At 30.5% G+C, this 14,963-nt stretch carries 7 protein-coding genes and 1 pseudogene; 1 reads left to right on the forward strand and 7 read right to left on the reverse strand.

The window, feature by feature from the left end:
• A pseudogene (locus NF27_RS12505) lies at positions 1-210 on the forward strand (IS481 family transposase); the annotation flags it as partial.
• 219 nt (positions 211-429) lie between these two features.
• On the opposite strand, the gene NF27_RS11270 reads toward NF27_RS12505, so the two are convergent.
• From NF27_RS11270 to NF27_RS06970, 7 genes are all read right to left on the reverse strand, one after another.
• The gene (locus NF27_RS11270) at positions 430-1,323 is read right to left on the reverse strand and encodes an ISNCY family transposase (RefSeq protein WP_053332658.1); all 894 of its coding nucleotides are present in this window, start codon (positions 1,321-1,323) and stop codon (positions 430-432) included.
• Positions 1,298-1,765 (reverse strand): helix-turn-helix domain-containing protein, encoded by a 468-nt coding sequence (locus NF27_RS11275; protein WP_053332659.1) that lies wholly within the window; start codon positions 1,763-1,765, stop codon positions 1,298-1,300. The genes NF27_RS11270 and NF27_RS11275 overlap by 26 nt, the downstream gene beginning before the upstream one ends.
• Before the next feature lie 176 nt (positions 1,766-1,941).
• On the reverse strand, positions 1,942-2,361 hold the full coding sequence (locus NF27_RS06950) for a type II toxin-antitoxin system VapC family toxin (RefSeq protein WP_039457508.1): 420 nt from the start codon (positions 2,359-2,361) through the stop codon (positions 1,942-1,944).
• A complete protein-coding gene (locus NF27_RS06955; RefSeq protein ID WP_039457511.1) occupies positions 2,358-2,600 on the reverse strand; it encodes a type II toxin-antitoxin system Phd/YefM family antitoxin in 243 nt (80 codons plus the stop codon). Before NF27_RS06955 ends, NF27_RS06950 begins: the two co-directional genes overlap by 4 nt.
• Positions 2,601-2,906: 306 nt before the next feature.
• Entirely contained in the window at positions 2,907-8,936 is a 6,030-nt protein-coding gene (locus NF27_RS06960) for a tetratricopeptide repeat protein (RefSeq protein ID WP_039457513.1), read from the reverse strand.
• A 358-nt stretch (positions 8,937-9,294) separates the two neighbouring features.
• Positions 9,295-10,176, reverse strand: a complete 882-nt coding sequence (locus tag NF27_RS06965; RefSeq protein WP_039457516.1) for an Rpn family recombination-promoting nuclease/putative transposase — start codon at positions 10,174-10,176, stop codon at positions 9,295-9,297.
• Between the two features lie 168 nt (positions 10,177-10,344).
• Positions 10,345-14,925 (reverse strand): tetratricopeptide repeat protein, encoded by a 4,581-nt coding sequence (locus NF27_RS06970; protein WP_039457518.1) that lies wholly within the window; start codon positions 14,923-14,925, stop codon positions 10,345-10,347.
• Between the last annotated feature and the right edge of the window lie 38 nt (positions 14,926-14,963).

The raw sequence follows: 14,963 nt of genomic DNA on the forward strand, positions 1-14,963 counted from the left end.
GATAAACTTAAAGTATGGGAAGAATATTATAATAAACAAAGATCACATAGCGCTTTACAAGGTAAAACACCTTGGGAAAGATATAAGGAGTTAGAAAACAAAATTCCCTCTTTAGATGAAATACAGGTGAATTATGAGCTAAATCAAGAAAGTTTTGTTATTCAAAACTACAAGTACGACCAAGCAATAAGAGCATTAAAGAAGAAGTAGCTAATATATTTAGGGGAAAAACAATATAAAAACTGAAATAATAGTTGAAGATTGGTAATGATGTCTATGAATCAGAGAGGCACATATTAATCAAGAGTTAATCTTATATTCCAATGGTAACTAGGTATATGAATCACACAATTTAACATATTTTATAGTTTGGCATTGTCAACGCAAATTAAAAATGTCGCCTTTTGTCCTAGATAGAAATGTCGTATTTTAAGTTTGTAGCTGATAATTTTTATTAGATTTTCTTCGTAATTGTACTTCATGTATAATGCCTAAATGACTTTTACTAGGGCAGCTTATACTGCGCTTAAATTCCTTTCCTTTTTGCATTTCTTTAATTATTACCATCATAGCATCTAAACGTTCATTAGGTACTGTTTTTCCTTGTTCTATAGGGGCTACCTTGTCATATAACCGACTAAATTTAATTTTTTTGCCATTATAATTTAAGCTAAGGCTGCCGTCAGAATATTCATGAAGCATAATTTTTTTACGCCGTAACTTTCTATTAGAAGCTATGTCTTCTATTAAATACATAACTCTATCATATTGAATGGTTAGATTATTTGTAACAGTGCGTTCCTGCTTGAAACATAAAGTTTCTTCAAGGCTTTCATGTTTTTGTAAAGGTCTATGCATATCTAAGGAATTAATAGGGAGTTTGCTAAAACGCTTATTATAGTCTTCTACAAATGTTGGAAGATAAGCATTACCTTCAGCTATAGTGGAAATATTGTTTAACCTTAGTTCCTTTACTAAACGGTCTTGCAAAGTTTTATTAGCGCGCTCAACACGTCCTTTTGCTTGGCAAGTATTAGCACAAATAAGATCAATATTTAGCTCATATAAAGCCCTGCCGAATTGTGTCATTATTTGGTTTTTACTAGTAGTGGAATTAACTTTGAAAATACTTAATTTATCACTATAAAAAGCTATTGGTTTACCATGCTTTTCTATATGTTGCTTAGTTGTTATACAATAACTATGAATTGATTCTGAAGGAGCAAAATGCAAACTTGTAAGTTTACTGCTAGCATCATCAATAAAGACGAGTAGGGTGCATTTATTTTCTCTATCCTCAAACCCAATAATGCCTTGAACCATCAATTTGTATAAGCTCCCCAAATCTTTCTCTTCGGTAACGAGGTTGATATGAACGTTTATGTAGTTTGTTTTTTGGTAGCCATATTTTACTCTCAATCATAAGCTTACGCACTGTTTCTACTGATAATTTTAAATCATGTTTTTCTAGTAGCTTCTCTGCTGTAAGGGTAGGTCCAAAATCAGCATAGTTTGCTTTTATCAGACTAATGGCATATTGCTTAATTGTATTAGGAATACAGCGATTGCTAGGCTTTCCTCGTTTTTTTGATATTATCCCTGATACTCCTAAAGTGTGATATGTTTTTAAAAGCCTTTGCACTTGTCGAGTGCTAATATTAAGTATTTGTGATGCTCTGATTTGTGTTAGTTCTCGGTTAAGTAACTTTTGCAATATCTCCAATCGGCTTATCTCTTTTATACTCATTGTGTATGTTCCTTCCATCTATAAACCTTGTATATTGACTTATAACTTCAATATATAAGGCGACATTTCTAATTTGTACAAACACGACATTATCATTTTAAGCTAACAAATAAAACTATGATAATATATTTTATGGAAAATAACGCTGATGTAAACCACTATTTATGCGCCAAATCCTATTTAAGCAATTACTTTCAAATTATAGATTCTATATTTGCAATCTTACAACTGTTAGCTAAACCATTATCTAGAGTAGCAATTTTGGCTTCAAGACGTAGGGCCAATTCAAGGTAAGCAGCATCATAGGATGTTAGACTATATTTAGTTGCAATCCGTGCTATTGTATGTAGAGATTCAGGACTAGAACAAAATTTATCAATATTAATAGGAAGAGTATTTAAGAGCTGCAAATACTCTTCATAATCACTTTTCTCGATACGTTGTTTTTTTAATGATGATATAAGGACATTATTGCATTCCAGATAAAATATAGCAGGAGCAAATACTTTATATACCTTGTTAGATATTTGATTGTAAATGTTATCTACTTTAAATTGTGTTTCATCCGGTAAAATCGATGACATAATAAATGAACAATCTATGACTAAATTCATTTTCTACCAAGATCTTTCATTTTAATAATATCATCTTTGGAGCCAAGTGGACTACGTTTTTTAAGTGCAGTAAATTTTTTAAATATGTCATCAGTTTTTTGGGAGTAATATTTAGCTACAGGTATAATAAAAGCCACTTCTTTCCCTCTGTTTGTTATACATAATTCTTCGCCTGCCTCAACTTCTTTAATTAACTCCGGTAAATGTGTTTTTGTTTTAAACATGCCAACTATTCTCATAAACCCTCCATTATCAATCTAGTTTATTTATCTAGTCTACTTTATTTAAATAATTAATGCAATATTATATTTTTATATTTTAGCAACTCCCGCTAATATATTTGTTAAAGATAGGGAAATAAAGACAGGACAGATTTAGGATAGGATAGCATAACATCATTATCATATTTTTTTGCTTACTACTTTTTCTTTATTTCAGCTTATCAATTTCTCCACGAGCAAGTTCTGTAATTTTCATAATTTCTTCTATAGGCATTCCATATTGTAGCATTTTTCTAGCTATAGATATTTTTTTCTTCTATCCACTTATTTCTCTAAGCCATCCTTCCTATTTTCTACTATTCTTACCAATATTTCTTGGTATATTCTACTTTGGAACTTAAATCCTAATTCCTCATAGCTATTAATTAATAAGGTCAATGGTATTTCAGCACCTTGTTGTTTAATCTTCATAACTTCTATTGCAAAATCCTTTAATATTTCTTTTGCTTTATTTACTTCTCCATGCTCTTTATGTACTTTCACTAATAAATTATAAGCTAGAACATTCGGGCTTATTATTATATTATCGTGTTTATTTAATATGCTTTGTAATATCTCAATTACTGTTAATTTTTCTAGTTGGCTATATGCTAATTCTGAATTATCATTTCGTATTTCGATTGCTTTATTCAATAGCTTTTCTATTTTTATATACTCTTCTTGATTAGTAGTACTATGATATTTAACTAAAAACATTGCATATTCTGTATATAAAGCAGCATTTATAGGCTCCTCGGATTCCATGTTTAATATCGACTCAAACAGTGTTTTTGCTTTACTTAAATGCTCTTTATACTTATCAGGTTTATTTCTTTTTTTAAGATCTATTGCCATAACGTGATAAATGCACGCTAAGTTGTGTTTTACTATTTTTGATTGAGGCAAAAGCTTTTCACTTAGCACTTCATAACAAGCTACTGCTAAAATTATTTCTCCATCATTAAGAAACTTCGTGCCTAAGATATTAATTACTTGCTCTAAGTTATCAGATTCTACACCTAAAGTATTGTATAAAGATACCGCTTCGTATTTCTCATTAGCTAAAAATAATTGATTCGCTAACCCTATAGTACTTTTTTGTAATGTTTTGAATACAATTTGTGTATTTGTATTTGATAATAACTGTAAATCTTCATATATTTTCAGTGATTGGATAGTAGCATTATATGCTTCTTTGTATCTTCCCAACTTTATTAATGTCATACCTATATTATTTAAAGATTCAGCAATATCAGGATGCATATTCTCTTTGTATATCTCTCTCCTTATTCCAAGACTATCTTGGTATTCTTTTAAAGCTTCTTCATATTCACCAAGACAATATTTAATTCCCCCTATATTATTTATTAAAGTTGCAATTTGGAAATTATTCTTTTTATATACTCTCCTCATTATTTTTAGACTTTCTTTATAGTACTCGGCTGCTTCTTTGACTCGTCTCAACATTAGTAATGTATTTCCAATATTACATAGTGATTCAGCAATTACAGTATGATTTCCTTTATATATCCTTCTACTAATCTCCAAACTTTCTTGATGGTTCGCTAATGCTTTATCGTATTGTGCTAATATACCAAAAACACTTCCAATATTATTTAAACTTTTAGCTATGCTATGGTGATCCCCTTTATAAATAGTGCGCTCAATTTCTAAGCACTCATCATAACATTTTAATGCTCCCTCATAATTATTTAGTTTAACCAGTACTTCACCTATATTACCTAACGATTCAGCAATCCTTGGATGCATGTTTGGATATATCTCCTTCCTTATCATTAAGCTGTGCTCAAACTTTTCTAGTGCTGTATTATATTTGCCTAAGCTTAATAATACACTCCCTATATTATTTAATGAGCCTGCGACATCAGGATGTTTTATTTCTTTATATATACCTTTTCTTATTTCTAACGCCTCTTCATATGCTTTTAAAGCTTCTTCATACATACTTAATTCTCTGTATATTGAACCAATATTATCTAATGAGATTGCAATATCGTTATGTTTTTTATCGTTATGTATTTTTTTTCTTATTTTATAACTTTTCTGGAATATTTCCAACGCTTCATTATACCTACTTAGTTCTTGAAGTATCATACCTTTATTATCCAGTGTAACTGCTAAGTAAGGATTATCTTTATTAAAAACATTAAGGGATATTGTCTGACTTTCTTCTTGATGTTCTAGTGCTTCTTCATACCTTCCTAGTTTTCTTAATATGTTAGTGATATTATTTAGCGCATATATAACTGCATAGTGTTTATTCTGATATATTTTCCTTGATATCTTCAACCCTTCTTGATAATACAGTAATGCTTCTTCATATTTTGCTAGGCTTTCCAAAGTAGCTCCTAGATTATTCATTAAAGCTGCAATAGTAGGATGTTCTCCTTTATATATTCTCATTAACATACCAAGGCTTTTTTGATAATTATCATATGCTTCTGTATATTCACCTAAATTTTCACAAATACTTGCAAAGTTACTTAATGAGGCCGCGATATCAATATGATCGATTCTTTCTTCATAAATCTCCTGCCTTATTTTTAAGCTCTCTCTAAAATATTGTTTAGCTTGAAATAACTTTCCTAGTTCAATTAAAATTCCGCCCTTTAAGTTTAATGTATTAGCTATATGTAAATTATTAACACCATATATTCCTTTACCTATTTTTAAACATTCTTCACATTTTACTAAGGCTTCTTTATACCTTCCTAAATTATATAGAGCAGCTACTATTCCTGATAATATTGTAGAAATAACATGGTTATCTGTTTCCTGCCCTTTGCTATTTTCTCTTTCATACATTTCCATGTATAATCCATATGCTTCATTATTTTTACCAGTTTTAAAATAAAGTTCACCCAATATGCTTTTAATATAGAAATACTCTTCTTCAGTATTACAATCCACATTCTCTAATTCTTTTATCGCGTCATGGTATTTTAAAAACCTTTTAAATATAAATCCTTTGGTAAAAGATTCTTCCATATAAATACCAAATTCATTAAGCCTATCATTTAATAAGATTGTGCTATCTATATTACGAAGGATATGGCTTAAAGGTAGAGTTATATAATAATATTTATAAAGTATTTCTAGATTTTTTATATAAAATATTTTTTCTGTTGCTGCTTCTTTAAATCCTTCAATTTGCAATTCATATCTTATTAATGCAGATAAATCCTCTCTTTGGCTATTATTATGGGCATAGGCTCTCAGTCTTAGTTCAGTGGCTATACTAAGTGCTATTTGCATGCTTTCTGAATTAAATATACTTATCCCTTTACTTTCTTTCTTAGCAAGTGATTCGATAGCTTCCCATGCATTTCTTCCATTACCACCTAAAATATCTACTAACGCAACTGCTATCCTATCCGGGAACCTATATATCTCTTTTTTTACATTTAATATCTGGCCTTCTTTTTCAAGATTAAATACTTGGCTAAACGGATTCAATTTTAAGTTATCTTGTTTGAGTATCTCAAATGATCTCTCTCTTATTTTTTCACTACATTCTACTAGCTTATTTTGATAGTTCTCTATTAACTCAGTACTACCTAATATTTGCACTATATGCCATAGTGCTTGTACCAACTCCTTATCCTCTTTCCACCATTTTTCTTTTTCTTGAAATTTAATTAACTCTCCTACTGTACCTATCAATTCAAATGTATCACACTCTATTATTTCTTGCCTTCCTCCGTGTTCTTTAGTTTGCGCTTTCCTATATCCATTCTCTCTTCCTAATGGTGACTTACATGCATGCCACTGTGATCCGTCAAAACTAAATCCTCTCCTACTTACCCTATCATAAAACCAATTATGCTCCCCGTCTGTACCATCACTTAGCTTAAAGTTGTTCAACTCTTTAATTCCAGGTACAGTAAGCAGAGACTCTCCAAAACATATGAGCTTTATATACATTATTACTGTTAAATTCCTAAAGTACTCTTTCACCTTATTCTCTTCTCTCTCTAGTCCTTCTTCTATTAATATTCCCCATTCCATATCTGACCATGGGGTCATAGTGCCTAGTGCCATAGAGCCCATACCAAATATTGCATATTCTACTTCCCTTTCTTCCCCTGTTCTTTTATCTATTACTTTTGGCAATCCTCCTAATTCTTTTATACAGTCGTTCAGTAATTGTTTGATTAACCCATTACCCCCTATGAAATATTCTCTTATCTCTCCGTATATTCTCTCTACTTCCTTTGCCCTTTTTTCTAGTCCTTCTTCAAATTCCTCTATTTTCTTTAATTCCCCTTTAGCCCATTCCCTATGCTCTTCTAATTTAGTTTTATATTCTCTTGTTTTCCTTAAGCTTGCTTCTCCGCTATATTCTTTAGATACTACTTTACCATTGCTGTATTGCTTTATAAATTCCTCTTCTACCAATCCTATTTTATTCTCTACTTCCTTCTTCCGACCTTCTTTATCAATTCCATCAGGTAATCTATCTATTATGTTAAGCATGTATTGATATATACCTACAGCATTAGGGTAATCTAATCTATTTTCTCCTTTATAATATATATCTCCCAGTTTTAAAAATAGCTCATATTCCTGCTCATAATACTTACCTGCATTTATTTCATTGTTACATAGCTTTAACCCTTCTTTTATCTTTTTTAAGCAATCCTCTATATCTCCTACTTCGTATAGCTTATTTACTTCTTCTCTTATCCCTTCTATTTTTCTCAAAGTTTCATTTACATTTAGGAAAACTTTATCACCCAATTCTTCTTCATCTTCTTTACCTTCTCCTTTTCCTATATACTTTTCAATAAAATCTAAATTTATTTCCTCTTCTACCTTCTTAAAAAGTAATCCGTAACATTCCTCTAGCTCTTCTTCTATATATTCTCCTGTTTCTCCTAATGGTTTCTTCTGCTCTAGTATACTAAATAGCATCTCTATATATTCTGAAGGTAGCTCACTTATTTTCTTTCCTATGTTTGATTCATTTTCTACCAAACGGTCTACTCTGTTCTTGCTGCTTTGCCTTATACTTTCTTCTATTTCTTCTAACCTATCAGTATTTATTTCTATGCCTACTATCTCTCCACACTCTCTTATATGCCTAGCTCTTATCCCTACTACTTCCTCTTCATGCTTATTTTTACTAGTTGGACTTAAACTATATATATTTACCTCACTACCTGATGCTTCTGCATATACTTCATTCCTTATCTCTCTCCTACTGTAATCCCTTATATTACTGAATACTATTACACCACAATCATAGCTGTTCTCATAACTCTCTTGCTGGTCTATCTTCTTCTCGTATTCTTTAACTTTTATCTCTATTTCTTCAGCTCCTAGCTCTGTTCTTATTAATATTCTAATTTGCTCTTTTATTACTTCTAATAGTCTTTCCATCTCTTGTTTTGGAAAATGACCTACCCCATATGGATCATCATATAGTATACTACTTTCTCTATTATTATAATCTATCTCTATCCTTACGCTTCTCCAATGTAGCCCATATAATATAGGTAGCACTATAACTCTCGGCATAGATTGCCATCTATCATTGTTATACTCTTCTATTTCATGATTACCTGTTATTCTTGCTATATCATCTCTCAGATATTGATTAAAATTATCTGAATGGTACGGATCAGCTATAAATATGCCTTCTTCGTTCTCCCGGTGTGTAGTATATCTTTCTTCTTCTCTCCCTTCTATATCGATAGGACGTAACATACTTTTTCTTATTGCTACCAGCAGTCTAAATCCGTCAGTAACGCTATACCAATATCTTCTATCTCCCCCATGGTTAATAAGATTTCTATCATCCCCCGCTGCACTTAAATCTCTTAATTTTTTCCCGGTATTTTTACTATACTCTTCATCTTCCTTGGAAGCTGAACCTAAACTTTCTACAGCTCCTTCTTTCATTGTTTTAAATTGCGCTTCCCACTCTAATATATCCTCACATAGCTTTTTTGTTCTCTCAGTAACTTGATATCCTTTTTCATTATCTAATTGCTGAGTAACAAAGCTATATACTTCTTCTACTAGCTTTCTCCCTTTATACTTAGAAAAAGCTCCTCGTTCCTTCTTATATTCTTCTATAGCTGTGTTTAAATGATTATACAGTGTAGTATCCCACTTCTTATCTGAAGCCACACCTATATTAACTGATTTTATATACCACCTAAGCTCGCTATAATTCTCACCTATAAATAAGCTTGTAACTATTTTATGTAATAGTGTATTGATATTTTCTTCACCAGAAATATCTTGAACAGAGGCATCTGATTTATTTGAGGAAGTAACAGCACGCATATAGTTAACCTAATATTAAATATACATGCCTCTAAACATTGTTTTATAGTTTTTAAACAAGCAACTACTCTTTTACTAATACTAAAAGTTTATTCTTTACCTTAAATTATATATTTATTGCTAAAGTATGATTTCATATATGGTTTCCAGTATAGTTATTTCTTTAAAGTAATGTTTCTAATAAATATAAATAATATTAACTTTTGATTCTGATGCCATGTTTGAGCTAACAATGGAAAAATAAAAGATTAGAGAAAACGTATAAGTGTTTAGTTCATATAGAAGCTATCATAAATTACGTAACTTTCGTTATCATGCTTTTTCGCTTATTGCCTTATGCACTTTTAATATAAAATACCTACTTTATCTCTTTGATTTCTTTTACAGTCAAGCCGGTTAATTCTATTATCTCTTCGACAGGTATATTCTTAAATAACATCTTCTTTGCTATTTCTAATGTTTTATTCTTCTCTCCTTCAATAATGCCTTTCTCCATACCTTCAGCCATAGCTTCTTCCTTTACTTGTGCCTCTCTTGCCAATGCATCAAGATTTGCTTTAGTCACTTGCTCATATGCATTAAGCTCTTGGTCACTCCAATGATGACTTAGCAGCGCATCATAAGCTTTGCTGATCACATTATCACTACTTTTAATTAGCTTCTCTATGTTTTCGGGGTTTTTACTATGCTTGAAAAAATAACACCATTTCTCTTCATGCGTTTTTAAGTCTTCTACTCTATCTTTCTTAAATTTAGGTAATTCGATAAATGTGAAAGAAAAATCCTTTAAGTCATTTTCATAACTTGCCTTATCCAGTATCACATGCTCAGACTTATATCCTTCCTTATCCGGGAACATTACAAAGTCTACTATTGCTAAAAATATTACTTCCTTCAGACTCCCGTACTCTTCCCCACTATTCATTTGGTTGCTATATGCTTTCGCTGCATAATACTGTGCTCTCTTTTCAAATCCCCTTACTTTAGCAACTTGCATCTCAACTATATACTGTACTCCTGACTCATCAGTACATAACACATCAATTATACTTTGTTTTTTTACTGCTATCTCAGGTATTTGTACAGGGTTCAGAAAACTCACCTCCTTTATCTTCCCTTCCCCAGTTTTGCCTAGTATATCATTTAGGAAATGAACCACTATATCCTTATTTTTTTCACTTCCAAATATCTTCTTAAATGCTATATCATTCTTTGGATCCAGGTACTTTACAAACGGCATACTTCACCTCTTTTCTTCTTATGCATCATATTTTATACTAAACTCCACCTAAAGTCACTTAAATTGCTATTTAGACCAAGGGGATAGAGGGTATATAGCTTGTGATAACCGTAAGATTAAGGATTAACTTTTATAAGTCTGTATAATTTTCTTACTCCATCCTTTATATTACTTATTAATATATTCTATTCCTTGTTTTGTGCTTAAAACTCTTACTAATATTTCTTGATATATTTTCGCTTGAAATTCAAAACCTAGCTCTTTATAAGCTGTAATTAACAGGTTTAATGGCACTTCTGCTTCTTCTTGTTTAATACTCATTACATCGGTAGCAAATTCTTTTAATACTTTTGCTGCTTCCTCTTTTCTTTCATATAAATTATGAGCCTTAATTAATAGATAATAAATTAAAATATTAGGTACAACAGTTATACTATCACAACTATTTAGCAATTCTTGAAGTGGCTCTACTACAGTTAACTTTTCTACCTGGTCATATACTAAACTTGAACAGTCATTCTGTAGCTCTATTGCTTTATTTAATAATTCTTTTATCTTAGTATACTCTTCTCGATTATTGGCATTGTGGTATTTTATTAAAAACATTGCATATTCAATATAGATAGATAGATTTATTACTTCCTCTGATTCTAAGTTTAAAGCTAGATTAAATAGTAGTCTTGCTTTGTTTAAGCATTTTTTAGATTTTTCAATATTATTAACTTCCTTCAAAACCATAGCCTTCATATCATATGTATGAGCTAATTTATATTTTATCTCTCTCGAATTAGGTAATAACTTTTCATTTAATACTTTATAACAACTAAGGGCTAGATTTAAGTCATTCTTATTATATAAATAGTAGTCAGCAAATTCCCTTAGAGCTTGAGCTAAATTTTCTTCTTCTATCCCTATAGAGAAATAAAGTGGTAATGCTTCATCTCTATGGTCAAATAGTATCTTCTGATTAGCTAATGCTATTGTACATTTGACAGACGTCTCTGTAGCAATTTCCATATAATCATGCTCCGGAAGCACAATATTGCTTGATTGTTTTACAAAGTCTAAGGCCTCCTGGTAATGTCCTAAATTCCTTAAGTTATTACTAATGTTTAATAATAATACCCCATACATATTGATACCGACCTGTGGTGTATTTTCCAGAATATTAAGTGCTTCTAATTGTTTTTTTAATGCCTTTTTAAATTTCCATAAGTTTTGTAAAACTGTACTTAAATTATTTAGAGAATTAATATAGTAGAAATGCTCTTTACCTAATAGTTTTTTAAAAATACCTGAAGATTGGTTATAATATTCTAAAGCATTTTTATATTGTCCCATACGTTGCAATACTGTAGCAATATTGTTTAAGGAGATAGCATAAAGATGGTGCTCTTTCCCATATATGCTATCTAAAATCTCTGAAGATTGTTTATAGTGTTCTAAAGCATTCTCATATTCTCCAATACTGTGTAATATGGTAGCAGTATTGTTTAAACACGTAGCATAAGAGTGATTTTTACCACATTTATTTTGTATAATAGACAAAGCTTCATTACAATAATTTAGAGCCTTATAATGCTTACCTTGCATGTTAAGTACTAATGCAATAAGGCTTAATAATGTACCATAATCAGGATGATTTTTCCCGTAAGCATTTTCTCTAATACTTAAAGCTTCTTGATAATATTTTAAAGCTTGTTTATGCTCTCCAATATCCCGTAAAACTATTGCAATATTACATAATGAATCAGTATAATCAGGATGATTTTTTCCATATATATTTTTTCTAATACTTAAAGCATTATGATAATATTGAAGAGCTTTATTATAATCTCCTTGGTGATAAAATACTATAGCCATATTATTTGTAATATTAGCATATGCTTGATTATCCTTACCATATACTCTTTTTATAGTAACTAAACCTTGTTCGTAATATTTCAAGGCTTCTGCATATTGCCCTAACTCATTTAGCACTAATGCTATGTTATTTAATGATCCTACATAATCAGGATGGTCTTTACCATAAGTATTTCCTCTAATAACTAAAGCTTGTTTATGTAGTTTAAAAGCTTGTGTGAATTGCCCCATATCATATAACAATGCAGCCATATTGTTTAGAGAAATAGCATATTCAGGATGCTCTGGGTTATATATCTTCTTTTTAATATCTAAGATTAAATCAAAATACTTCAGAGCTTCTTTATATTTACCTAAATTATATAGGACTATAGCAATATTATTTAAATATGCAGTATAATCTTCAGGGTTTTCATTATTATAGATATCCTTTATAGCATCTAATACCTGCTTATGATACTTTAAAGCTTCTTTATTCTTCCCCTGTGCTACTAATACCGGAATTATATAGCTCCCTAAGATATTAATATAGATAGAATGCCGCATACCATAAATCCTCTCCACTATAAGTAAGCTCTGTTTATAGCATCTTAGAGCTTCTTCATACTTACCTTGCATATATAAAACATATCCAAGCTGAGTTAATACTAGAAAATTTTGAGGCTCTTCTTTAATTCCTTCCTTAAATGCGCTGAGTGCTTTCTCATATTGCAATGTTCTAAGATATATTATTCCTTTATATAAAAATTTATTACTATAAAATCCTTCATTATAAAAAAAGGTATTTTTGGCATTAACACTTATGGCATTTTGCTGAGTACAAAATTCTTCTACTATTTTATGTAATGGTATTGCAATATAATAGTATTTAAATAAGCTCCCTTTTTCTGTTAATTCTTCTGCCGGTAAGTTGAAATATTTTGTTAAATGATTTATTTCTTCGCTGTTGTTATGTTCTAATTGAAATAATAAAATTGAATCAAATTGTCCCCTGTTAGCGCAATAAGTTCGTAATCTAAGCATTGTTGCAAAACTAGTTGCAAACTTTAAATTATGTGGTGCATATTTCTTTTGCTCTATAGATCCAATCACATTTTTTTCATGCAACTTATCTACTGCGTCCCACGCACTTTCTGCTTCTATTCCAAAATTTAATGCTAAACTATATAAAAGCCTATCCGGTAATCTATATATTTCTTGTTTGACATCTAATAGCTTTCCTTCATCAGTACCTATTAGACTTGGTCTAAAATTATCAATATCCCCCTTATAGCTTATTGACTTAGGCTTGCCCGGGTTACTATTATAATTATATTCTGTAACACCTTCTTTTAATCTTTTTAGAGTTCTAACTTCATAATTTGGTATACCATTTTCATTTTTAATATTTAAGAAATTTGTTACTTTTTTTCTAAAATTAGCAAACAACTCTTTTTCCCCATAAATAAAGCAACTTGCTTCTAATATATATGGTAGATTCTTATCTACATGACTATACTTCTCATCTAAATATCTTGCCATCTTTCCAGTCGTCTGTATTAACTCATAAGGCTTGTCTTTCTCTATTCTACCTAATGGTGTCTTACCTCCTAAATCAAAGTTAAACCCTCTACATACAAAACTCTCTAAGTTAATACTATATTTACTGGTTGGTATTATAGTTTCTCCTAAACAAATTACCTTAAAATGTACTAAGTGGCTTAGGTTCTTGAAATAATTTTGAACCTTAGGATCACTGTTATGCTTGTATTCTTCATTTTCAGTAAGTATAGCAAACTCTAGATCTGAATATGGTGTAAACTGATTCAATGATAATGACCCTAGTCCTATGGCATTATATTTGCAAGGAGGCTCACCTATCACTTCCTCACACTCTTTAAATATTCTTGCTATAAAGCCTTTAACTTCTTTAGCTATATATTCAAATAATCCCCTGGATTCATTTATAAAGTATTCTTCTGATTCATATACTGATTCAGTTTCTTCTTTCTTTAATGAATCTTCATCTATCTCTTGTATTTTGTTTTCTGTATCCATCCTTAATTTCTTTAAGAAATCTCTATTAATTTCAGACTCATGTTTAACCAACCCAAGTCGGCTAGTAATTTCTCTATTCGTCGAAATATATACTAGTTCTCTAAGCTCTCTCCATATTATGTCTAACTGCTCAAATGCCTGAACTTTATAATTTTCTAGCTCTTGGTTAGTTTTAGCTTTTTGTTCCTCTTTTAGTCTTTCTACCATGCTTAATACATACTGGTAGAATACTGCTGCATCTGTATAATCTTCTGCTTTGTTGGATACTCTTCCTATATCTATATATAAATCGCCAAGCTCTTTATATGTTTTTATTAAGTTAGTACCTATTTCAAAACAAGGAGTTAAGGTATAGTCATATACTAATTTCCTTAACTCTGCTGCATATCTTTGCTCTATTATTAAATACTTATTAAGTTTCCCTGCCTTTGAAAATTCTTTTGATACTTGAGATAATTGTATAAGATCTTGAGCGGATAAGTATCTTATAATACGTAATGTAGCTTCCTGTGGGACTTGTAATATACTTTCAGTATAAACTTTACTTCTTATGTGTATTCTAGGTAAAATTGAGCTTAATACTGCTGCACATTCCGTATTGATCTGGTTCTGTAACCTACTTAGCTTAAATTCAGTAGTACTGCTCGTTAAGTTTTCTTTATCTCCTTCTTTCTTTGAAAATATCATAGTCGATAAGTCTATAGCTTGGCTTAGCTCATCTTCTCCAACCATACTTTCGCTATTTAGTTTATCTTTACCTTTTAGTGAAGCTTTTGTAATTTCTTCAATCTGCTTTTCTATATCTTCAAGTTCTCTTTCTGCCCTTGAACTATAATCTTTCCCATTCATTATTTTNAGTATTTCTTCTCTTCTAGCTTCTAATATCA

The organism is Candidatus Jidaibacter acanthamoeba, assembly GCF_000815465.1.
In the GTDB taxonomy this organism is placed as follows: domain Bacteria; phylum Pseudomonadota; class Alphaproteobacteria; order Rickettsiales; family Midichloriaceae; genus Jidaibacter; species Jidaibacter acanthamoebae.